The organism is Streptomyces sp. NPDC057445 (assembly GCF_042802855.1).
In the GTDB taxonomy this organism is placed as follows: Bacteria; Actinomycetota; Actinomycetes; order Streptomycetales; family Streptomycetaceae; genus Streptomyces.
The window spans coordinates 119,465-141,699 of record NZ_JBHVDH010000004.1 but is presented as its reverse complement, the minus strand read 5'-3'; the positions used below and the strand labels follow the sequence as shown (position 1 = coordinate 141,699).

The 22,235-nt window shown below is 69.4% G+C and carries 22 protein-coding genes; 14 read left to right on the top strand and 8 right to left on the bottom strand.

The window, feature by feature from the left end; all coding sequences use genetic code 11:
• Positions 1-139 precede the first annotated feature (139 nt).
• A complete protein-coding gene (locus ACFU5O_RS11910; protein ID WP_384239192.1) occupies positions 140-1,603 on the top strand; it encodes a glycoside hydrolase family 16 protein in 1,464 nt (487 codons plus the stop codon).
• 19 nt (positions 1,604-1,622) lie between these two features.
• Entirely contained in the window at positions 1,623-2,582 is a 960-nt protein-coding gene (locus ACFU5O_RS11905) for a DUF1996 domain-containing protein (protein WP_384239190.1), read from the top strand.
• 177 nt (positions 2,583-2,759) lie between these two features.
• Here ACFU5O_RS11905 and ACFU5O_RS11900 read toward each other — a convergent pair whose 3' ends face one another.
• Both ACFU5O_RS11900 and ACFU5O_RS11895 read right to left on the bottom strand, forming a co-directional pair.
• Positions 2,760-3,080: a GYD domain-containing protein gene (locus ACFU5O_RS11900; RefSeq protein WP_384239188.1), complete on the bottom strand. Its 321-nt coding sequence runs from the start codon at positions 3,078-3,080 to the stop codon at positions 2,760-2,762.
• Between the two features lie 176 nt (positions 3,081-3,256).
• Positions 3,257-4,249, bottom strand: coding sequence for a GlxA family transcriptional regulator (locus ACFU5O_RS11895; RefSeq protein WP_384239186.1), 993 nt, complete (start codon positions 4,247-4,249; stop codon positions 3,257-3,259).
• Positions 4,250-4,319: 70 nt separating this feature from the next.
• Between ACFU5O_RS11895 and ACFU5O_RS11890 the strand changes: the two genes are divergently transcribed.
• Entirely contained in the window at positions 4,320-4,850 is a 531-nt protein-coding gene (locus tag ACFU5O_RS11890) for a PaaI family thioesterase (RefSeq protein ID WP_384239184.1), read from the top strand.
• Positions 4,851-5,095: 245 nt separating this feature from the next.
• Here the strand turns inward: ACFU5O_RS11890 and ACFU5O_RS11885 are convergent, their stop codons facing one another.
• Positions 5,096-6,481: a cation:dicarboxylate symporter family transporter gene (locus ACFU5O_RS11885; RefSeq protein WP_384239182.1), complete on the bottom strand. Its 1,386-nt coding sequence runs from the start codon at positions 6,479-6,481 to the stop codon at positions 5,096-5,098.
• 129 nt (positions 6,482-6,610) lie between these two features.
• On the opposite strand from ACFU5O_RS11885, the gene ACFU5O_RS11880 reads away from it, so the two are divergent.
• The 3 genes from ACFU5O_RS11880 to ACFU5O_RS11870 all read left to right on the top strand — a co-directional run bounded on the left by ACFU5O_RS11880 (position 6,611) and on the right by ACFU5O_RS11870 (position 9,772).
• A complete protein-coding gene (locus ACFU5O_RS11880; protein ID WP_384239180.1) occupies positions 6,611-8,263 on the top strand; it encodes an ATP-binding protein in 1,653 nt (550 codons plus the stop codon).
• Positions 8,260-8,955 carry a response regulator gene (locus ACFU5O_RS11875; protein WP_384239178.1) on the top strand — a complete coding sequence of 232 codons (696 nt, stop codon included), beginning with the start codon at positions 8,260-8,262 and terminating at the stop codon, positions 8,953-8,955. Before ACFU5O_RS11880 ends, ACFU5O_RS11875 begins: the two co-directional genes overlap by 4 nt.
• 208 nt (positions 8,956-9,163) lie before the next feature.
• Complete coding sequence (locus ACFU5O_RS11870) at positions 9,164-9,772, top strand: helix-turn-helix domain-containing protein (protein ID WP_384239669.1); 609 nt, start codon at positions 9,164-9,166, stop codon at positions 9,770-9,772.
• 291 nt (positions 9,773-10,063) lie between these two features.
• Here the strand turns inward: ACFU5O_RS11870 and ACFU5O_RS11865 are convergent, their stop codons facing one another.
• Positions 10,064-11,089, bottom strand: a complete 1,026-nt coding sequence (locus ACFU5O_RS11865; protein WP_384239176.1) for a 6-phosphofructokinase — start codon at positions 11,087-11,089, stop codon at positions 10,064-10,066.
• Between the two features lie 307 nt (positions 11,090-11,396).
• On the opposite strand from ACFU5O_RS11865, the gene pta reads away from it, so the two are divergent.
• The 4 genes from pta to ACFU5O_RS11845 all read left to right on the top strand — a co-directional run bounded on the left by pta (position 11,397) and on the right by ACFU5O_RS11845 (position 16,612).
• Positions 11,397-13,508 carry a phosphate acetyltransferase gene (gene pta / locus ACFU5O_RS11860; RefSeq protein ID WP_384239175.1) on the top strand — a complete coding sequence of 704 codons (2,112 nt, stop codon included), beginning with the start codon at positions 11,397-11,399 and terminating at the stop codon, positions 13,506-13,508.
• Positions 13,505-14,797, top strand: a complete 1,293-nt coding sequence (locus ACFU5O_RS11855) for an acetate kinase (RefSeq protein WP_384239173.1) — start codon at positions 13,505-13,507, stop codon at positions 14,795-14,797. The genes pta and ACFU5O_RS11855 overlap by 4 nt, the downstream gene beginning before the upstream one ends.
• Before the next feature lie 75 nt (positions 14,798-14,872).
• Complete coding sequence (gene pyk / locus ACFU5O_RS11850; protein WP_384239171.1) at positions 14,873-16,303, top strand: pyruvate kinase; 1,431 nt, start codon at positions 14,873-14,875, stop codon at positions 16,301-16,303.
• 174 nt (positions 16,304-16,477) lie between these two features.
• A complete protein-coding gene (locus ACFU5O_RS11845; protein ID WP_384239169.1) occupies positions 16,478-16,612 on the top strand; it encodes a hypothetical protein in 135 nt (44 codons plus the stop codon).
• A gap of 36 nt (positions 16,613-16,648) precedes the next feature.
• On the opposite strand, the gene ACFU5O_RS11840 is transcribed toward ACFU5O_RS11845, so the two are convergent.
• Both ACFU5O_RS11840 and ACFU5O_RS11835 read right to left on the bottom strand, forming a co-directional pair.
• The gene (locus ACFU5O_RS11840; protein ID WP_384239168.1) at positions 16,649-16,855 is read right to left on the bottom strand and encodes a hypothetical protein; all 207 of its coding nucleotides are present in this window, start codon (positions 16,853-16,855) and stop codon (positions 16,649-16,651) included.
• Positions 16,856-16,937: 82 nt separating this feature from the next.
• Positions 16,938-17,123, bottom strand: a complete 186-nt coding sequence (locus ACFU5O_RS11835; RefSeq protein ID WP_384239166.1) for a hypothetical protein — start codon at positions 17,121-17,123, stop codon at positions 16,938-16,940.
• Between the two features lie 47 nt (positions 17,124-17,170).
• Here ACFU5O_RS11835 and ACFU5O_RS11830 point away from each other — a divergent pair, with 47 nt between their 5' ends.
• The 4 genes from ACFU5O_RS11830 (at position 17,171) to ACFU5O_RS11815 (ending at position 19,661) form a co-directional block, all read left to right on the top strand.
• Positions 17,171-17,308, top strand: a complete 138-nt coding sequence (locus tag ACFU5O_RS11830) for a hypothetical protein (protein WP_384239164.1) — start codon at positions 17,171-17,173, stop codon at positions 17,306-17,308.
• A gap of 190 nt (positions 17,309-17,498) precedes the next feature.
• Positions 17,499-18,179 carry a hypothetical protein gene (locus tag ACFU5O_RS11825; RefSeq protein WP_384239162.1) on the top strand — a complete coding sequence of 227 codons (681 nt, stop codon included), beginning with the start codon at positions 17,499-17,501 and terminating at the stop codon, positions 18,177-18,179.
• A gap of 668 nt (positions 18,180-18,847) precedes the next feature.
• Positions 18,848-19,123 carry a hypothetical protein gene (locus ACFU5O_RS11820; RefSeq protein ID WP_384239160.1) on the top strand — a complete coding sequence of 92 codons (276 nt, stop codon included), beginning with the start codon at positions 18,848-18,850 and terminating at the stop codon, positions 19,121-19,123.
• A 145-nt stretch (positions 19,124-19,268) separates the two neighbouring features.
• Positions 19,269-19,661: a hypothetical protein gene (locus ACFU5O_RS11815; RefSeq protein ID WP_384239159.1), complete on the top strand. Its 393-nt coding sequence runs from the start codon at positions 19,269-19,271 to the stop codon at positions 19,659-19,661.
• 589 nt (positions 19,662-20,250) lie between these two features.
• On the opposite strand, the gene ACFU5O_RS11810 is transcribed toward ACFU5O_RS11815, so the two are convergent.
• Positions 20,251-21,636, bottom strand: a complete 1,386-nt coding sequence (locus ACFU5O_RS11810) for a hypothetical protein (RefSeq protein ID WP_384239157.1) — start codon at positions 21,634-21,636, stop codon at positions 20,251-20,253.
• Positions 21,626-22,183 (bottom strand): DUF6114 domain-containing protein, encoded by a 558-nt coding sequence (locus tag ACFU5O_RS11805; RefSeq protein ID WP_384239156.1) that lies wholly within the window; start codon positions 22,181-22,183, stop codon positions 21,626-21,628. Before ACFU5O_RS11805 ends, ACFU5O_RS11810 begins: the two co-directional genes overlap by 11 nt.
• Positions 22,184-22,235 lie beyond the last annotated feature (52 nt).

Genomic DNA, 22,235 nt, shown 5'->3' with positions numbered 1-22,235 from the left:
CGGCCGGTGCCGCCAACTGCTTTGCGGGTTCAGGAAGTTAAGACGGCGAAGTCATTGACGGCTGCACTGTCTCCATCTACAAAACTCTCTGAGAGCGCTCTCAAGCCCCCCTCGGCACCACCCTCACCGGAGGTGTTCCTTGAGCACGAGCCGCGTCCGAACAACTCCCCCCATCCCCCTGTTCACCGCGTTCCTCGCCATGGCCGTCGCCCTCGCCGGATTCCTCGCCCTCACCGGCGCGGGGACGGCGCGCGGCGCCGTCCCCACCCGGCCCGGCTGGAACCTGCAGTGGAGCGACGACTTCACCGGGCCGGACCGGGCCCTCCCCTCGTCCACCGAATGGCAGATCGACACCGGTCACGCCTATCCCGGCGGCCCCGGCAACTGGGGCACCGGCGAGATCCAGAACTACACGTCCAGCCCGGACAACATCTCCCTCGACGGCAACGGCAACCTCCGCATCACGCCGCTCCGCGACGGTGGGGGCAACTGGACCTCCGCCCGTGTCGAGACCCGTCGCGCCGACTTCAAGGCCCCGGCCGGCGGCACCCTGCGCATCGAGGGCCGTATCCAGATGCCGAATGTGACCGGTGACGCCGCACTCGGCTACTGGCCCGCGTTCTGGGCCCTCGGTGCGCCCTATCGGGGCAACTACTGGAACTGGCCGGGCATCGGCGAGTTCGACATCATGGAGAACGTCAACGGCATCAACTCCGTCTGGGGCGTGCTGCACTGCGGAGTGAACCCCGGCGGCCCGTGCAACGAGACGACCGGCATCGGCGCGAACCGCACCTGCCCGGGCGCGAGCTGCCAGTCCGCGTTCCACACGTACCGCTTCGAGTGGGACCGGTCCGTGTCCCCCAACGAGCTGCGTTGGTACGTGGACGACCAGCTCTTCCACAGCGTCGCCCAGAACCGCGTCGACGCCGGCACCTGGGCGAACATGACCGAGCACGCCGGGTACTTCATCCTGCTCAACGTGGCGATCGGCGGCGCGTTCCCGGACGCGCTGGCCGGGAAGACCCCGACCGCCGCGACCGTTCCGGGCCGCCCGATGCTCGTCGACTACGTCGGCGTGTGGACGCGGGGTGGTGGCACCACCCCGCCGGACCCGAGCGAGCCGCCCCCGTCCGGATCGTCGCAGCTGTATCTGCGCTCGGGCGGCGGCGCCGGTGACGCGACGGCATCGGCCTCCTCGGTCACCCTCGCCTCTGCGGGCGGCGCCAACCACGACGGCACTCCGCACGGTCCGCAGGTCTTCACATCCGGTCCGATCACCCGGACGTACAACGGAGGCCCGACGCAGTTCGACCTCTTCGTGGACGCGGGGTCGACGGTCGCCAACGGCCAGCAGGTGAGGGTGAGTTACGACCGCACCGGCGACGGCACCTGGGACCGTACGGAGACGTACCACTACTTCGCGACCGATCCCGTTCCCGGCTACGAGCACTACACGCAGGCGAGAGGTCTGCAATCCGCCACCGGGACGCACGGCGATCTGACGGGAGGCAAGGTACGGGTCGAGGTGTGGAACGCGATCGGAAACGGCGGCAGCACCCTCGGCACAGGCAATCAGTCCGTCGTCCGCATCCCGTTCGGCTGACGAGGAGAGGAAGGACACCATGTCGCCTTTCCTGCGCCGGTTGCTGGCGGGCGCCGCAGCCGCGCTGTTCCTCGCCACGGCGGGGTGCACGACCGACCGCGCCGGCGATGACGCTCACGCGGTCCACCACGCCGGGGTGAACCACAGGGCGCACGCGTACACGTACACCAAGGCCCAGGCCGCGGCGATCGCCGTCCAGGCCGCGGCCCCGCTGCGCGGGAGCGAGTTCCGCGCGGACTGCTTCTCCAGCCACCGGCGCGGCGACGATCCGATCGTCTTCCCGGGCCAGGCGGGACGCTCGCACATCCACGAGTTCTACGGGAACAGGACGGCGAACGCCTCCTCGACGCTGCAGTCACTGAGCGCAGGCACCACCAACTGCACCCCGGCGACCGACCTTTCCTCCTACTGGACGCCCACCCTCTACCGGAACGGGGCCGCCGTGGCCCCCGAGCGGGTCACCGTCTACTACCAGGGCATCACCGACCACACCCGCGCCGTGGCCCATCCGCGCGGACTGCGGTACGTCGTCGGCAACGCCCTGGCCACCTCGCCCGACCAGAATCCGGCCGCGCGCTGGTCCTGCGTCGGCAGGCCCGAATCCGGCCGGGACTTCATGAACTGTCCACCCGGCCACAAGCTGGAGAACTATCTCGACTTCCCGACCTGCTGGGACGGGAAGAACCTCGACAGCGCCAACCACCGCGACCACATGGCGTACGCCGTCGGGCAGACATGTCCGTCCAGTCACCCCGTGGTCGTACCACGCCTTGAGCTGCTGATCACCTGGCCGGTGACCGGCGGCGGGCTCACCCTGGCGGGCACCCGGGGCGGGGTGAACGTCACGGACGCGCCCGGCTACACCTTCCACGGCGACTTCTTCAACGCCTGGGACCAGGCGGAGCTGGAGCGCAGGGTGCGCGACTGCATCGTCGCGGGCTACATCTGCGGGACGGACGGACGGCCGATCCAGCAGTGATTCCCGGCCCGCACGCGGCGGGAACGCAGCGGGAGCAGCGCGGCGGGGGACCTCGGCCGGCGGCGGTGTGCGCCGGCCGAGGTCCTCTCGCCGCGCTGTGTGCTCCGGTACCCGGGGCGGGCGCGTCCGCGACCGGCCGGCTGAACCGGCCGGTCCGGCCCAGGTCCGCAGCCGGGGTCAGGCGCCCGGGGCCCGGAAGTCGACCGTCTTCCTCACCGCGGCGTCGATGTCCTCCGGGCTGAGCAGCGGAACGGCCCTGGACGTGACGGCGCCCGTGGCGCGCACCGCGATGGAGGTGGCGGCCATGGAGACGTCGTCGGGCATGTCGACGACGACGTACAGGTCGTCGTCGCCGAAGGCGAAGTACATCCACTCGAGGGTGCCCCCGCACGACCTGAGGGTCCTCTCCACGGCTTCCTTGCGGCCCGTACCGCCTTCGGCGACCAGGCCTCTGGTTCCCTCGGCTGTGTAACTGGCCTGGATCAGGTACTTCGGCATGTCCGTCTCCCGTTTCCGCTGCGCCGCCGGGTGCGACCTCGGTTTCACCCTTGGGCACCGGAGGCGGTAAGGCCATCCGGAGACCGCCGCTCGTGCACCCGGGTCCGGGGCCCGGGGTCGGTTCGCCGACCCCGCTGCCGGTCCCGCCCTATTCCGCTGCCGGTCCCGGTCCCGGCCTATTCCGCTCCCGCTCCCGCGTCCTGGTCCCGGGCCCGCCCGCGCAGGCTCGTCGCCGTCGTTCCCGCGCGGTTGCGGAGCAGAAGGCGCAGGGTGCCCGGATTCTCGTAGCCGACACGTCGGGCGATGGCGGGAAGCGACAGGGAGGTCGTCCGCAGCAGATGGCTCGCCTGCTCGACGCGCAGGTCCTGGACGAACCGGACCGGGGTGGTGCCCAGCGTGCGGGACACGGTCCGTTGCAGGGTGCGTTCGCTGATGCCCAGGGCGGCGGCGGCCTCTGACACGACGAGCGGCTCGTGCAGATGCTCGCGGGCCCACCGCTCGAAGGCCGAGACGGTCGGATCGCTCTGGGCGAGTGCGGCCGGGATGGTGTACGCGGCCTGGGACGGGCGGTCGTCGATGACGAGGTAGCGCGAGACGAGATCGGCGAGGGTGGGGCTGGCCTGGCGGACCACGGACAGGGCGAGGTCGAGATGGGAGAAGGCCGCGCCCGCCGTGGTGATGCCCCCGGACACCGTGACCATGGAGGTCTCGTCGAGCCGGACCGCCGGATAGCGTGCACGGAAGACGGGCGAGAGCCACCAGCTGGTCGTCGCCCGCTGCCCATCGAGCACCCCGGACTCGGCGAGCAGGAAAGTGCCCGTGCAGGCGGAGGCGATCGGGGTGTCCGCGGCCCGGATCGCGGCGAGCAGGCCGCGGGCCGGTCCGCTCGCGTTGCCGGAGACGTACGAGATCAGGGCTTCCGGGCGGCGCTCCGTGACGGCGGGCACGATCACCAGATCGCTGTCGTCGACGGCGCCGACCGGCTCGGTGGGCACCGTGTGGCCCACGCCGGTGGTGACCCGTCGGCGGAATCCGACGGTGCGGATGTCCCACTCGGGCGGGGGCTGCGGAAGTTCACCGCGCATGGCATTGGCGGAGTGCAGCACGTCGAGGATCGCGGACAGTCCGGAGCCGAAGACCCCGTCCAGCGCGAGAACCGCCACCTTCATGTCGGGAATCGTACCAACCACGTCGGATACGACACTCGCTCCCGCCAGGGACCGCTCCTAGATTCGGCGCATGAGCACAGACATCAGCAGCGACCGGACGCAGGCGACCCGGTCGCGTACACACACCTGGGGCGCGCCCGTGCCTCCCAGCGCCGACATCCTCAGGATGACGGGCCGGGAGATCCTCCAGGGCGGAATCGACGGCCGCTTCCCGTCCGCGCCGATCATGAGCACGCTCGGGTTCACCTTCGTGGAGGTCGGCGACGGGCTCGCGGTCTTCGAGACCGAGCACGGTGAGCACCTCTACAACCCGATGAGCAGCGTCCATGGCGGCTACATCGCGGCGGTGATGGACGCGGCGCTCGGCTCGGCCGTGATGAGCCGGCTGCCCGCGGGTTCCACGTACACGACGACGCAGCTCAATCTGAATCTGATCAGGCCCGTCTTCGCGGGCACCCCGCCGCTGCGGGTGACGGGCACGGCCCTGCACGTCGGGCGTACGACGGCGACGGCCGAGGCGCGGGTGGTGGGGATCGAGGACGGAAAGCTGTACGCGCACGGAACCACGACGTGCGCGGTGTTCTCGTTCCCGGTCGGCTGAGCGGGATTCGCCGTAGGCGGTTCGTGCGGGCCGAGCGGGGTTCGTGCGGACTGAGCGGGGGTTCGTACGGACCGAGCGGGATTTGCCGTAGGCGGTTCGTGCGGACTGATCGGGGTTCGTACGGACTGAGCGGGGGTTCCCGGCGGACCGAACAGCGCTCCCTGGGGCTGAACGGGTTCTCCGGCGGGCCGAGCAGATGAGTGCGGGGCCCCGGCCATATGGCCGGGGCCCCTCGGCGGTGGCGCTCAGACCTTCGCGGTCGTCTTCCCGTCCGCCGCGTCCTCGCGCTGTTCCGGTACGTCCACGGAGGCGCCGCCGCCCGTCGGGGCGTGGTCGTCGACGAGAGTCTTCTCGTCGAACGGAATCCGCCCGGCCAGGACCTCGTTCACCCGCTCCTTGTCGATCTCCTTCGTCCAGGTGCCGACGAGGACCGTGGCGACCGCGTTGCCCGCGAAGTTGGTGAGGGCGCGGGCCTCGCTCATGAACCGGTCGATGCCGACGATCAGACCGACACCGTCGACGAGTTCGGGCCGGTGCGACTGCAGGCCGCCGGCCAGGGTGGCCAGACCCGCGCCGGTGACACCCGCCGCGCCCTTCGACGCGACGATCATGAAGACGAGGAGCGAGATCTGCTCGCCGACCGAGAGCGGGTTGCCCATCGCCTCGGCCACGAACAGCGAGGCCATCGTCAGATAGATCGCGGTGCCGTCCAGGTTGAAGGAGTAACCGGTCGGGACGGTGATGCCGACGACGGGCTTCGAGACGCCCATGTGCTCCATCTTCGCGATGAGGCGCGGCAGCGCGGACTCGGACGACGAGGTGGAGAGGATCAACAGGAACTCGCGGCCCAGGTACTTCAGCAGCGCGAAGAGATTCACGCCCGCGACCAGGCGCAGCAGTGTGCCCAGCACGACGAAGACGAAGACGGCGCAGGTGATGTAGAAGCCGATCATGATGACCGCGAGGGACTTCAGTGCGTCCACACCGGTCTCGCCGACCACCGCCGCGATCGCTCCGAACGCGCCGACCGGAGCCGCCCACATGATCATGGCGAGGATGCGGAAGACGAGACGCTGGATGTGCCCGATGCCGCGCAGCACCGGCTCACCCGCCGTTCCCATGGCCTGCAGTGCGAAGCCCGCCAGCAGCGCCACGAGCAGCGTCTGCAGCACTTCGCCCTCGGTGAAGGCGGAGACCAGCGTCGTCGGGATGATGCCGAGGAGGAAGTCCGCGGTGCCCTCGCTCGCACCCGCCGCCTGCTTCTCGCCCGCGGCCTTCGCCGCCTCCGTGAGGTGCAGACCGGAGCCCGGGTCCAGGATGTTGCCCACGATCAGGCCGATGGCGAGCGCCACGGTGGACATCACCAGGAAGTAGCCGAGGGCGAGGCCGCCGACCGCGCCGACCTTGGCGGCCTTGCGGACCGAGCCGACGCCGAGCACGATCGTGCAGAAGATGATCGGCGAGATCATCATCTTGATCAGATTCACAAAGCCCGTGCCGATGGGCTTGAGCTCGACGGCGACCGAGGGGGCGGCGAAGCCCACGATGATGCCGAGGACGACGGCACCGATCACAGCGAGATACAGATAGTGGGTGCGGTCCCGCCTCGCGGCTGCTGTTGCGGTTGCCACAGGGATTCCTCCTCGGCCTGATGAGCGTCCACGTCCCGTGTGGACTGCCGCGACTATCCATCACCCTGTGACGCCGGTCACCCTTGCGTACGTTTCGTTCACACGAAATCGGCCAGGCAGACTTACGGCATGCACATACCGCGCCCCCGGAGCCTCGCCGGCCAGCTCTTCGCGATGCAGGTCGTGCTGGTCGCCGCGATCGTGGCCGGGTGCGCCGTCTTCGCCTATCTCACCGACCGCTCGCAGGCGGAGGAGACCGCGCGGCGGCAGTCGACGGCGACGGCCACGGCGGTGGCGGACTCGCCGTCGGTGGTGGCGGCGGCACGGTCCGGTAACCCGTCGGCGGTGCTCCAGCCGTACGCCGAGAAACTGCGGAAGGACTCGGGCGTCACCTTTGTGGTGATCATGGCTCCCGACGGGACGCGGTGGACGCATCCGGAGCCGGACGAGATCGGGCGTACCTATCTGGGGCACATCGACGAGGCGCTGCGTGGGCGTACGTTCTCCGAGACGCATCCGGGAGTGCTCGGGCCCTCCGTCCGTACGGTGGCCCCGGTGCGGGACGGTGACCGGATCGTGGCCCTCGTCAGTGCCGGCATCACCATCGACAAGATCAGTGAGCAGGTGCGCAAGCAGGTCACGGCACTGCTGGGGACGGCGGGCGCCGCGCTGCTGCTCGGCGGAGCGGGTACGTATGTGATCAACGCTCGGCTGCGGCGGCACACACACGGAATGAACGCCGGGGAGCTGAGCCGGATGCACGACTACCACCAGGCGACCCTGCACGCGGTGCGCGAAGGGCTGCTGATGCTCGACGGGCAGCGGCGCATCGCCCTGATCAACGACGGGGCACGGGAGCTGCTGGGGCTGGGCACGGACGTGGTGGGCCGCGGGGCGGACGAACTGGGCCTGCCGCCGGGGCTCACGGGCGCACTGCTGGCGAGCGAGCCGCGGGTCGACGAGCTGCATCTGACCGCGGACCGGGTGCTCGTCGTCTCCACACGGCAGGTGGTCGGCGGGGAGCGCCGGGGCACGGTCGTTACGCTGCGCGACCACACCGAACTCCAGTCACTCACGGGCGAACTGGACTCCGAACGCGGCTTCACCCAGGCCCTTCGCGCCCAGGCCCACGAGGCCGCGAACCGCCTCCACACCGTGGTCTCCCTCATCGAACTCGGCCGTACGGACGAGGCGGTCCGGTTCGCCACCGCCGAGCTGGAGCTGGCCCAGGCCCTCACGGACCGTGTGGTCAGCGCGGTTGGGGAACCCGTCCTGGCGGCACTCCTGTTGGGCAAGGCGGCGCAGGCCAACGAAAGCGGTGTGGAGCTGGTCCTTGCGGACGACAGCCGTATCGACGACGGCGTCCTGCCCGCCTGGCTTCCGCAGCGTGATCTGGTCACCGTGCTGGGCAACCTGATCGACAACGCGGTGGAGGCGGCGTCGACGCCGCCTACGGAGCAGAAGCCGGCCGGCGGGGACGTGAGGGTGCCCCACCCACGTGCGGCCGAGACCAGGCCGCGGGTCACCGTCACCGCCCGTGCGGACGACGGCGAGCTCGTCCTCCGCGTCGGCGACAGCGGACCCGGGGTGGGCCCCGGGGACATGGAGGCCGTGTTCGAGCGGGGCTGGTCGACCAGGGGGCCCGGCCGCGGGCTCGGCCTGGCACTGGTGCGCCAGGCCGCACACCGGGGACGGGGGACCGTGCAGGTGGGCCAAGGGCCCGACGGCGGAGCCGAGTTCACCGTACGGCTGCCGCTGCGTGTCCCGGAGGTGAGACGGTGACGCCGGCCGACGGCTCCGTCATCCGTGTGCTCGTCGTCGAGGACGACCCCGTCGCCGCCGACGCCCACGCCCTCTACGTCGGGCGGGTGCCCGGGTTCGCCGTCGCCGGGGTGGCGCACTCGCGGGCCGAGGCGTACCGGGCGCTGGAGCGCACACCCGTCGAGCTGATCCTGCTGGATCTCTACCTGCCCGACGGGCACGGTCTCCAGCTGCTCCGGTCGCTGCGCGCGGCCGGACACTCAGCGGACGTCATCGCCGTCACATCCGCCCGGGACCTCGCGATCGTCCGTGAGGGAGTGTCGCTCGGGGTCGTCCAGTACGTCCTCAAGCCCTTCACCTTTGCCACGCTCCGCGACCGCCTCACCCGGTACGCCGAGTTCCGCGCCACCGCGGGCGAGGCCTCGGGCCAGGACGAGGTGGACCGGGCGCTCGCCACCCTGCGCACGCCCCGGCCCGCCGCGCTGCCGAAGGGCCTCAGCGCGCCCACGCTGGAAGCCGTGACCCGTACGCTCCGCGACGCGTCCGCCGGGATCACCGCCGCCGAGGCCGGGGCCGCCGTCGGGATCTCGCGGATCACCGCGCGCCGCTATCTGGAGCATCTGGTCACCGAGGGCCGGGCCGACCGCAGCCCCCAGTACGGACAGATCGGCCGCCCCGAACTCCAGTACCGCTGGCTCCCGTCGGGCCGCTGAAAGCTACCGCCTGGTACGCTGCGCGCGCCGACCGGACGAGCCCGGCGACCGGATTCACGCCATGGCCATTTCTGGATATTCCTCCGATTTGTGACGTTGGGCAAACCCACCGTAGTCAGAACGCCCGGCCTCGCCCTACCGTGTGCGCGTGCACTCGACCCCGCCTTTCAACGCCCCTGCCGCCCGCCGTCTGCGTGAGGCGCTGGGGATGGCTCCCGGCCATGTCTCCTACGGCCTGCAGGCCCAGTACGGACTTCAGATCACCCCGGACACGGTGGTCGCCTGGGAGCGCGGGCTGCTGGCACCGAGCTCACAGGAGCTGACGGCACTGGCGGGGGTGCTGTGGTGTGCGCCGGGTGATCTGCTGGGCGCCGCCCGGACCCTGCGCGAGCACCGGATCGCCCGTGCCGTCACCGAGGAGGACCTGGCCCGCAGGGTGGGCATGGACGTGTCCGCGTACCGGCGGGTGGAGGAGTCGAACCGCTGGCGCGGCAACGAACGCCAGACCGCGGCGCTCGCCGTGGCCCTGTCGCTCTCACCGCGCGAGCTGCTCACCGCCACCGGCCGGAACGACGAGCTCGCGGACCTGCTGCGCAGCGCGGCGACGACCCGCTGGCAGGCGTATGTGCGCCCGGTCGGGAAGCTGCTGCCGATGCCGAAGGAGCGTCTCGAGAACGTACTGCAGCAGCTTCACGCCGACTATCAGGCCCGCATGGTCACGACGTCGAGCTGGGGTGACTCGGGCGGGTCGGGCGAGGCGGGCAGGGAGTTCCTGGAGCGGGTGGTCGAGCACTTCTGGGAGCTGACCATCCGCTGAGCCGCCCGTCCCACTGGGCCGCCCGTTCCGCTGAGCCTTCCGGGGCGTCCGGGACGGCGTCGGGCGGTGTCCCGGACGGGCGGCGGTCTTGTTCGATCCGGCCGGTCGACTCAACACTGGCTTCCGGCAACTACAGCCGGGAGGTGCGGCCTTGACCGTCCACGGGGGAGGCGGTCAGGGTCGCGGCCGTCTCCGGGGCGCGGCCGGTGTCGTCCCGCCGGTTCCTCGATGCCGCACACCGTCACGCAGGCCGCACACCATGTGCACGGTCGGCCGCGGGCCGCCCTGCGGTCAGAAGACGGACTCGGCCTCCAGCACCCGGTCCCCGGGCACCGTCTTGAGGCGCGTGACCGCATCCGCCAGCGGCACGAGCTTGATCTGCGTGCCGCGCAGCGCGGTCATCATGCCGAACTCACCGCGGTGCGCTGCCTCCACCGCCTGCCAGCCGAAACGGGTCGCCAGAACACGGTCGTAAGCGGTCGGAACTCCACCGCGCTGCACATGACCGAGGATGACGGGCTTGGCCTCCTTGCCGAGCCGGCGTTCGAGTTCAAGGGCGAGACGGTTGCCGATACCCAGGAACCGCTCATGGCCGTACTGGTCGATTGCGCCCTTCTTGTAGTCCATGGACCCCTCGGCAGGGTGCGCGCCCTCGGCGACGCAGATGACCGCGAACTTCTTGCCGCGGGCGAAGCGTTCCTCGACCATCTTCACCAGGTCGTCGACGTGGAAGGGCCGCTCGGGCAGGCAGATCCCGTGGGCGCCGCCCGCCATTCCGGATTCGAGGGCGATCCAGCCCGCGTGCCGTCCCATCACCTCGACGACCATGACCCGCTGGTGCGATTCGGCGGTCGTCTTGAGACGGTCGATCGCCTCGGTGGCCACCATGACCGCGGTGTCGAAGCCGAAGGTACGGTCGGTCGACGAGATGTCGTTGTCGATGGTCTTCGGTACGCCCACCACGGGCATCCCGGCATCCGCGAGCATCCGGGCGGCGGTCAGCGTGCCCTCGCCACCGATCGGGATGAGGACGTCGATGCCGTAGCGGCGCGCCAACTCGCCGCTGTTCTCGGCGGCTTCGCGCAGCCGGGAACGTTCGAGCCGGGCGGAGCCGAGGATCGTGCCGCCGCGGGCGAGGATGCCGCTCACCGCGTTGAGGTCGAGGGGGCGGTAGTGGCCGTCGAGCAGGCCCTTGAATCCGTCCTCGAAGCCGATGACTTCATCGCCGTAGCCGGTCATGGCCCGGTGCACGACCGACCGGATCACTGCGTTCAGGCCGGGGCAGTCGCCGCCTGCGGTGAGAATTCCGATACGCATCGCGCTGTGTCTCCTGCTCGCCGGTGATACATGTGAGCGCTTTCGATTCTTCCACGTGGGGACCGGGCCGCGCCCTTCCTGCCGGTCCGCGACACCTGACGGACGCAGCGGGCGCCCTACCCACCCCCAGGGGTATTGTCAAGAGGACAGCGCCACCCTATCGGGGGTTCTTCAAGCACACGAGCTGACAATGAGCAGCTCAGGGCCGGGCCCGGCACCCGGGACACTCAGCGCCGGGACCAGGGTCCGGCGGTTCGGGCACGCGCCGCAGTACGCACGGCACACGACACAGGACAGGAGAGCACGCGTGACGCGCAGCGTGTACGTGACCGGGATCGACCGCGGAGACGGTCGCCAGGTGATCGAACTGGGGGTCATGGAGCTCCTGACCCGTCAGGTCGACCGGGTGGGCGTGTTCCGGCCACTGGTCCACGACGGACCGGACCGGCTCTTCGATCTCCTCCGTGCCCGTTACCGGCTCTCCCAGGACCCGGCGTCCGTGTACGGCATGGACTACCACGAGGCCGCGGCGCTGCAGGCCGAGAAGGGCACCGACGAACTGGTGTCGCGGCTGGTCGACCGCTTCCTCGCGGTGGCGCGCGACTACGAGGTCGTCCTCGTCCTCGGCACGGACTTCCACGCGACCCAACTCCCCGACGAACTCGCCCTGAACGCCCGTCTGGCCAACGAGTTCGGCGCCTCGGTGATACCCGTGGTGGGCGGCAAGGGCCAGCCCGCCGAGTCCGTGCGCGCGGAGACCCGCAACGCGCACCGCGCCTACGAGGTACTCGGCTGCGACATCCTCGCGATGGTGGTCAACCGCGTGGCGCCGGACGACCGCGAGGTGATCGCCGAACGGCTGGCCGCCCGTGTGCCCGTCCCCTGCTACGTACTCCCCGACGAGCCCGCGCTCGCCGCGCCCACGGTCGCCCAGGTCACCCATGCCCTGGGGGCCACCGTGCTGCTCGGTGACGACGCGGGGCTCGCCAGGGACGCGCTGAACTTCGTCTTCGGCGGCGCGATGCTGCCGAACCTCCTGAAGGCCCTGACCCCCGGCTGCATGGTCGTCACGCCCGGTGACCGCGCCGATCTGGTGGTGGGCGCGCTCGCCGCGCACTCCGCGGGCACCCCGCCCATCGCCGGGCTGCTGCTCACCCTCGACGAGCGCCCCGCCGAAGCGATCCTGACCCTGGCCGACCGGCTCGCTCCCGGCACACCGGTGATCTCGGTGCCCGGCGGCTCCTTCCCCACCGCGGCGGAACTCTTCGCGATGGAGGGGAAGTTGAACGCGGCGACCCCTCGTAAGGCAGAGACGGCGATCGGCCTCTTCGAGCGCCATGTCGACACGGCCGGACTGCTCGCGCGGGTCGAGGTCGCGCGCACCGGCCGGGTCACCCCGATGATGTTCGAGCACGATCTGCTGGAGCAGGCCCGCGCCGAGCGCCGCCGTGTCGTGCTGCCCGAGGGCACCGAGGAGCGGGTGCTGCGCGCCGCCGACGTACTGCTGCGCCGTGACGTCTGCGACCTCACCCTGCTCGGCGACCCCGACGTGATCCGCAAGAAGGCCGCCGACCTCGGCATCGACCTCTCCCCCGTCCAGCTGATCGACCCGGCCACCTCGGAGCTGCGCAGTGGCTTCGCCGAGCGGTACGCGGAGCTGCGCGCGCACCGGGGAGTGACGGTGGAGCTGGCGTACGACGTCGTCGCGGACGTGAACTACTTCGGCACCCTGATGGTCCAGGAGGGCCTGGCGGACGGCATGGTCTCGGGCTCGGTCCACTCGACCGCGGCGACCATCCGCCCCGCCTTCGAGATCATCAAGACCAGGCCCTGGGGCACCTCCCAGGGCGAAGCCTCTCGGGGAGCCTCGATCGTCTCCTCGGTCTTCTTCATGTGCCTCGCCGACAAGGTGCTCGTGTACGGCGACTGCGCGGTCAACCCGGACCCGGACGCCGAGCAGCTCGCGGACATCGCCGTGCAGTCGGCCGCCACGGCGGCCCGGTTCGGCGTCGAGCCGCGGATCGCGATGCTGTCGTACTCCACCGGCACCTCGGGATCCGGAGCGGACGTGGACAAGGTGCGCGAGGCCACCAAGCTGGTGCGCGAGCGCCATCCCGAGTTCAAGATCGAGGGCCCGATCCAGTACGACGCCGCGGTCGCGCCGTCCGTCGCGGCGACCAAGCTCCCCGGCTCCGAGGTGGCGGGCCAGGCCACCGTACTGATCTTCCCCGACCTCAACACCGGCAACAACACCTACAAGGCCGTGCAGCGTTCGGCCGGCGCGGTGGCCGTGGGACCGGTGATGCAGGGGCTGCGCAAGCCGGTCAACGACCTCTCGCGCGGCGCGCTGGTCAGCGACATCGTCAACACGGTCGCCATCACCGCGATCCAGTCCCAGGGGCAGGAGCTTCCCGCATGAGCGCATCCCGCACCGGCGCCGCCCGCGCCGCCGGCCGTGTCCTCGTCCTCAACTCCGGGTCCTCGTCGCTGAAGTACCAGCTTCTCGACATGCGCGATCGCGCCCGTCTCGCCATGGGTCTCGTCGAGCGGATCGGCGAGCGGACGTCCCGGCTGGTGCACACCCCGCTGGTCGGCGGAGGCGGGAAGCGTGAGCGCACGGGCCCGGTCCCGGACCACGGCGCGGCGCTGAAGGCCGTCGCCGAGGAGCTGGCACAGGACGGCCTCGGGCTGGACTCCCCCGAACTGGCCGCGATCGGCCACCGGGTGGTGCACGGCGGGCTGAAGTTCACCACGCCCACCGTGATCACCGACGAGGTGCTGGCGGAGATCGAGCGCCTGGTCCCGGTGGCGCCCCTGCACAATCCGGCGAACATCACGGGGATCCGTACCGCCCGGGCCCTGCGCCCCGACCTGCCGCAGGTCGCGGTCTTCGACACGGCCTTCCACGCCACCATGCCGGAGTACGCGGCCCGGTACGCGATCGACGTGGAGACCGCGGACGCGCACCGCATCCGCCGCTACGGCTTCCACGGCACCTCGCACGCGTATGTCTCGCGCAAGACCGCCGAGCTGCTGGGCAAGGCTCCCGAGGACGTCAACGTCATCGTGCTGCACCTGGGCAACGGCGCCTCGGCATCGGCGGTCGCCGGCGGCCGGTGCGTCGACACCTCGATGGGACTGACCCCCTTGGAGGGGCTGGTCATGGGTACGCGCTCCGGGGACATCGATCCCGCGGTCACCTTCCACCTGAAGCGGGTGGCGGGCATGGACACCGACGAGATCGACGTACTGCTCAACAAGAAGAGCGGCCTGGTCGGGCTGTGCGGCGACAACGACATGCGCGAGATCCGGCGGCGGATCGAGGAAGGTGACGAGCGGGCACAGCTCGCCTTCGAGATCTACATCCACCGGCTGAAGAAGTACATCGGCGCCTATTACGCAGTACTCGGCCGGGTGGACGCGATCGTGTTCACGGCGGGTGTCGGTGAGAACGCCGCTCAGGTGCGGGAGGCTGCCATCGCCGGTCTGGAGGAGCTGGGAGTCGTGGTGGACGCGGACCTGAACGCCGTACGGTCGGACGAGCCACGGCTCGTCTCGCCGGACTACGCGCGGGTGGCGGTCGCCGTGGTGCCGACGGACGAGGAACTGGAGATCGCACAGCAGACCTTCGCGCTCGTCGTCGGAACCCCCGAGGGATTCTCCGACGGAGAATCCGGAGAAATGTCCACCGAACAGGCTCACGCCTGAGCGGCGGGGCGCCCATTTGTACTTTCCACCAGACGGAATATTCCGCCTAGAAACAAACCCGATAGGATCCGCCTCATGCGCCGTTCCAAAATCGTCTGCACACTGGGCCCCGCCGTCGACTCCTACGAGCAGCTGAAGGTGCTTCTCGAGGCCGGCATGAACGTGGCCCGATTCAACATGAGCCACGGGACCCAGGCAGAGCACCAGGAGCGGTACGACCGTCTCCGCAGGGCATCGGAGGACACCGGCCGCCCGGTGGGCGTGCTCGCCGACCTCCAGGGCCCGAAGATCCGCCTGGAGACCTTCGCCGAGGGGCCGGTCGAGCTGGTCCGCGGCGACGAGTTCACGATCACCGTCGAAGACGTCCCCGGTGACAAGCACATCTGCGGGACGACCTACAAGGGCCTTCCCGCCGACGTCTCCAAGGGCGACCCGATCCTCATCAACGACGGCAACGTCGAGCTGCGGGTCGTCGAGGTCGACGGACCGCGGGTGAAGACCATCGTCGTCGAGGGCGGTGTCATCTCCGACCACAAGGGCATCAACCTGCCCGGCGCGGCGGTCAACGTCCCGGCCCTGTCCGAGAAGGACGTCGAGGACCTGCGCTTCGCGCTCGGGATGGGCTGCGACCTGGTCGCACTCTCCTTCGTGCGCGACGCCAACGACGTCAAGGACGTCCACAAGGTGATGGACGAGGAGGGCCGTCGGGTCCCGGTCATCGCCAAGGTGGAGAAGCCGCAGGCCGTCGAGCACATGGCGGATGTCGTCATGGCCTTCGACGGTGTGATGGTGGCCCGTGGCGACCTGGCCGTCGAGTACCCGCTGGAGCGGGTACCGATGGTGCAGAAGCGGCTCATCGAGCTGTGCCGCCGCAACGCCAAGCCGGTGATCGTGGCGACCCAGATGATGGAGTCGATGATCACCAACTCCCGTCCCACCCGCGCCGAGGCTTCCGACGTCGCCAACGCGATCCTGGACGGCGCGGACGCGGTCATGCTGTCGGCCGAGTCGTCGGTGGGTGCGTACCCGATCGAGACCGTCAAGACGATGTCCAAGATCGTCGTCGCCGCGGAGGAGGAACTCCTCTCCAAGGGCCTCCAGCCCCTGGTCCCCGGCAAGAAGCCGCGCACTCAGGGCGGTTCGGTGGCCCGCGCGGCCTGCGAGATCGCCGACTTCCTCGGCGGCAGGGCCCTGGTCGCCTTCACCCAGTCCGGCGACACGGCCCGCCGCCTCTCGCGCTACCGTGCCGAGCAGCCGATCCTGGCGTTCACGACGGACGAGTCCACCCGCAACCAGCTCACCCTGAGCTGGGGCGTGGAGCCGTTCATCGCCCCCTTCGTGGAGACCACGGACGCGATGGTCGACCTGGTGGACGCGGAACTGCTGAAGCTCCTGCGCTTCAACGAGGGCGACGTCATGATCATCACCGCGGGCTCCCCTCCGGGCGTTCCGGGCACGACCAACATGGTGCGGGTGCACCACCTGGGCGGCGCCAAGCGCGGCTGACGCGTCCGCGTGCACGGAGGGCGGTGCCCCGGTTCCCAGGAACCGGGGCACCGCCCTCGGGCTTTCTGTCCGCCGTTACGACGAGCCCGCAGGGTCGATCCCACGCCCCCGGGAGTCCCGGACCCGCATGATCCCGGGCCCCTCAAGGCCGACCGCGGAACCCTGACGGAACCCATGGCGGTGGGTCGCTACCTGGTCCCGATCAGTGAGTCACAGCATCGCCGGTACGGCGAGCTGGGAGAGAGGTTCGGCTACAACGAGTCCGTCGTGGACGACGGCACTCTCCAGCGCCTCCCTCGCACCCACTGACGGCTGAGCACCAGACCGAGGGCGGTATCCCGGACTTCACGGGATACCGCCCTCGGTCGCGTTTCCTCCGCTGCCCTGTTCACAGGCGAAGACCTGGGTCCGGGACAGGGCCGGGTCGCCGGGCCGCAGATACCGGCGCCCCCGGGCGGGCAGCAGCACCGCCGCCCCGGCTCCAGGGCGATCGCCGAGCAACTCGGCTGCAGCAAGGAACACATGGACGAGCGGATGCCCCTCACCCGTCATGATCCGTGGCAGAGGGCACCCCTCGCCACCTACCGGTGCCGCACCCGCCCGACGCTCGGGCCGAGCCTCCCCGCGGGCCCGTTCAACCACCGTGCGGAAGCGCCGTGTCCTCCCACCCCAGCGGATACGCGTCGGCCCCACTCGTCGGCATCGACGGCTCGCCGCCCGCCGCGTTGAAGGCGCTCAGGGCGTTGATCAGCGCGGCCCGCTGCCGCGCGGCCATCCGTTCCACGATCTCCGAGACTTCCCGCCACGACGGTCCTTGCATCGCTGGAGCAGGTCATCACCCGGGTCGACCCTGACCTCGGATTCCGGTTGTTCCTGCGAGTACTGGTGGTGCTGTCCGTACCGCTGACCGAGGAGCAGTACGCCCGGTACGAGACCCTCGGTGCACGATTCAGTTACGGCGAGTACCACGTCTTCCAGGAAGAAGACCTGATTCACCACGACTGACACCATCGATCGCGACAAGGACCGATCCGAGGGCGTCCCTCCCACCTGGAGGGGCGCCTACTACGCGGGTGCGGACGGAGTCCCACGACTGCTTCCCTCGACACCTATGCCGGATCTGTCGGGGCTGAAGGGAGATCTCGGCCCTGTGAAGCCTTCCTTCTCCGACCAGTGCCGCTGCTAGGAATCAACTGTGGAAACCCATTGGAGAGACCTGTATCCGGACGTGACCGCCGCGGGCGGCCTCGTACCGGCGATCAAAGAGGCCGCGAAGCTGAGCGAAGGAGAAATCTGGCCGGCACCCCCGGCCACCGACGCCGTCATTGTCGAGACGGCAAGGGGGCTCCTGTCGGTCGATCCCGCGACGGAGGAGCGGCTGTTCCGGGTGCGTGTCCATATTCCCGGGTTCACCTGGGACATTCCGGGGTTCACCTGGGGGATCGGCTCGACAGACGACCTCGGGTCGCTCGTGGAGGCGGTCGCCGCTTGGCGGGAAGGTGTGCCATTCGACAAGTTGGCGGTGAGGTTCACGTTCCTGGAGCTCGACGAATTCGCCGGGGCGCTGGAGAGGGGAGAGCCCACTTCCGCGCAGTGGGCCGACCTTCTGTCGTCCGAATTCCACCGGAGGCAGTGGAACCTTCTGCGTCGCCTCCACGCGGACGAGGTGCTGCGGGACATGTTCCCGACGATCTCGCACAGCGCCGTCCGCCTGCGCGTGGATCTGTTCGACGGAGCGAGCCGACAGGCCCTGGTGCACGAGCTGGACGGCGAGCGCTATGAGGTCGTTCGCGTCGGGGTACCCGGGGCCGACTGGGTCGAGGTGCCGACCGATGAGCTGATCGCCTACCTGCGGGCTGCCCTCAACGACCGGTGACCCCGTCGGATCGATGAAGTCGAAACCCTGCCAGGTAATCCCTGGCGGGGTTTCCTCGTGTCTGTCACACGCGGCCCGAATGCGGCGGAACTTCTTGAACTCCTGGGCCCGGTATCGGCGGTGCCAGGGAGCCGATCACCTTGCCGGTGGCGACCTCCAGCGCGGCCAGTGTTGTTGTGCCTGCGCGCACGCAGCGTGTTCTCCTCCTGGTCACCGCGGCGGCAACCTGCTCGTCGGCAACCGTTCGTCGGCCCGCCGGGCCGACGCCAAGACCAACCGAGTCACTAGCTCCCTTGTACTGAATGGGCAGACGACTACGGCAGCGGAAGTCATGGGGTGATGAGTTCTATCGACGGCGATGGGATCCTGAATCTCTCGCTAAAGAGAGCAAGACTCCAGCTGGCAGCGTCATGATTGACGACGGCATGGAAAGATCGGCGGAAACGCAAAGGGGATTCGAGGCACCTGGCTGGGCCGTGGCGACATTAAGGGCAAACTGGACAGCTTCCATGCTGGATGCAGAGTCTCATGCTGAGCGGGGAGGAAGCAGCACGACTGACTTTCACCGGCAAGATGGCCGCCAGATACGGATCCAGTGGGAAAGTTGAGATCGTGACAAGGGAGAGCACTCCCGGTAATTACGCGAAGGTTGAGATGGTGTTTCGGAAATGAAGGATCCCAAGTTGATTGCGCTCGGCGTTCGTGAGCGTGCGATGCGCGGTGTCGACACGGTGGATATTGCCCTGTGGGTGAAAACGGAACTAGGGGGCGAAGCTACCTTCTTCGCTTTTGCCAGCTGCTTCTTCCATGGACTGGGAGTTCCTGTCCACGCGATGAGGCAACTTGAGGGATGGAATGGTGTAGGGGGAAATCGAGAGGTGTCGGACTCCGACGTGCGAATGAGTCTCGATCCCTATGTCGTGCCACTCCGGCAACAGCGGTAACGGCAACTCAGGCGGCCGGTAGCGGCCATTCGCTGCAAGCCTCAATACCAGTGACTTAAGGGACTGGGTCCCAGGCGATCGGGAGAGCACCGGGGGGCGCTTCAGGATCTCCAGGGGCGCCGGCGACCCGTGATACAGAGACACCATGAGTTTTGACATCTTCGTGTGCCGGTTCGAGAAAGGCGAGCCAGCACCGCTGGACATGAGTGCCGCGCACGAGGTCCTCGGCCCCCACGTGGTGACGCGGGACCCCGAATTGAACTTCCTCCAGGTGAGCACTGGGGAGGGGGAGGCAGCGGACGTCTACCTCAGCAGCCCCACCAATATCACCTTCAACCGCTTCGGAGGGGAAGGGGTCATGGACCTCCTCGCCGGGCTGCTGCGGCGGCTCGACGCGGTGCTCGTCGTCCCGGGCGGGACCGTCGTCCTCCAGCAGGAGGAGGACCAAGAGCGGCTGCCATCAGCCCTGAAGGACGGATACACCGTGGTCGTCGCCCGCACCGGCGCTGAGATCACCCAGGCGATCCGAGCCTCCTGAGCGAACCACGAAGGGGGCCGTCCCTGGTGCCGGGCACCGGGGACGGCCCCCTTCCCATGCGGACGAGGCGAGCAAGGAGGCCTTCAAGGCCCTCGTGGCTTCAGCCGGGCCGTTTCGTTTGGATCATCGAAGATGACAGCAACGGTCTCTGAAGAACCGCTCGCCAGTCCGTCGAACGACGCCGCTGACGGCCTCATCGCATGCCCCAGCTGGACTCCGCCTTGCCGGACGAAGTGCTCCACACGGCGTGGCCGGCGGCTTCGCGCCAGCGCTTCGATCCGGTCGATCACCGAATGGACATGCGTGCGTGGCTGGCTGCGCCGGCTTGCCGATCTGTACCCGGCTCGATCCCGGAAGAAGGTTGACCGCCCACTGGCTCGCACCGCCCCGACCGGACATGGACGAGGAAAGACTGTGCGAAGCCGTCGTCATGGAGGTACGTGCCTCTGCGGCCGGGTTGACGTCCGCGATGGCGATGAGTGACCGGTCTGCCTCGCGTCCGGCGAGGCCGGGAACGACTGTGGGCCCGCACCCCCGAGGGGTGCGGGCCCACAGCCTTCTGCGGCTCCCGGAAAGTCAGTTGTCCGTGCTAGCCGGTGATGTAGTTCTGCAACCCGGGCACGGTCAGCGTGCCGCCGAACTGGCCGGCCTGGGTGACCTTCACGTCGGTGAAGAACGCGAACGGTACATTCAGCGGCGGCGGGGTCTTCGGGCTGAAGGTGACCGGGATGAGTCCGAAGAGGTTGCCCTTCAGCTCCTCCGTGTACATCGTCACTTCGCCGTTGCGGATGGTCGACGTCAAGCCCTTGGCCCCCTGGACATGCGCGGTCTTGCCGTCGGGGTAGACGACCAGCTGGTGCAGGTCCTTGATGTCCAGCGACGACGCGGTGAACTTCAGGACCTTCTTGATCTTGCCGCTGCCCGTCTTGACCTCGACGATGCCCTTGTAGTCGAGCCCGTTCAGGGTGAGCTTGGAGCTCTCCAGCCGCCAGGGGTCGTCCGGCAGCAGCGGGATGCCCGGCTCGAGGTCCGCGGCGGCCAGTGCCTTCGGGTCGGAGGTCGGGCACGGGAAGCGCGGCTTGCCGTCGGCGCCTTCCGGGATGTCCTCGTCCTTGACCGGGTCCAGGCCCTTGACCTTGTCGTCCAGCTCCTCGACCTCGGCACCGGCCTTGTCCGCCGCGTCCTTGATGGCGTCCTTGGCCTTGTCCGTGGTCCCGTCGGCCTTGTCCGCGACCTCGTCCGCGACCTCGTCCTTGGGCTCGGCAGGCTTGGCCGAGGTATCACCGGACGGCTTCGACGGCTCGTCCGACGGCTCGTCAGCAGGCTTCTCGGCCGGCTCCTCCGACGGATCGTCGGCGTTGTCCGTCGGCGTGGCCGTCGGCTCCTTGTCGGGGCCGTCGAAGATGTCCTTGATCGCGTCACCGAGACCCAGCGGGTCCAGCGGGTTCGTGGTCTTGCTGGGCTCGGGCGCGGGAGCCTGCTGACCGGCAGCCTCACCCGCTGAGTCGGAGTCGGAGTCGGAGTCGGAGTCCGATCCGGATCCGGCGGCCGAACCGACCGGGGACCCCGGAGCCGACGGGCTCTCGCCCGGCTCCGGCTTCTGCTCCTCGTCACCCGACGAGTCGCCACTGGCGGACGGGTCCGGCTTTCCGGATTCCTCGTCCGACGGCTTCTCCGAGGGCTTCGGCGACTCCGTGGCGGACGGCGACGCCGACTCGCTCGGCTCGTCCGAGCGGGTGACGCAGGGCCCCGGAGCGAAGGGGATGTCCTTGCTGTCCTCGGCCAGTGCGAGCCTCGGGGTCAGACCCATGCCGACGAACACAGCGGTGGGCACGGCGGCTATCGCCATCGCCTTGCCGGCGGGTATGTGCAGCTTCGTGAACAGGCCTTTCCGGGGAGCCGCGTGACGCGGCCCCTTTCTCGCCCACCCGTCGTAACTGCCGTCCGTCACCGACTGTGCTTCGTCACCCCGCACTGTTCCTCCCGCCATCGGCGTGGGCAGTCGTCTTCGTCATGCTCGGGCCCTCCCCGAACTGCGGACCGGGGACCAGGGGAACGTCGGCCTCGTCCTGCGGCGCGGAGGCCGGCAACGGTTCAGCGGTGCCCTCGGCCGACTCGGCAGGCTTCCCGGGCGCCCAGGAGATGGAGAGCGCCCCACCCGTCAGGGCGAATGCGAAGCCGATCACAAAGCCTCCGAAGTTGGAGACCGGGAGCGAGACCAGCGCCAGCATGATCGAGGCCACACCGGCGAACACACGGACAATGTGGTGGAACCACATCGTCAGTCCCAGCGTCACCAGCAGTACGCCGATGATCAGCGAACCGGCGCCCGCGGTGGTCGCCATTTGCAGCGACAGATGGCCGAGCGTGAGGCTTGCATACGGCAAATAGGCGATCGGCACGCCGCCGATCATGGTGAACAGGCCGGCCCAGAAGGGTCGCTGGCCCCGCCAGTCGCGGAAGCGGCGTCGGATGACGCGGATGTAGTGCTCGTTCTGCTGCCCCGGAGACTCGGCGCTCATGGAAAACAGCTCCCTGGAACCGGTGTTGCTGAGAAAAGAAGTAGAGGATCGG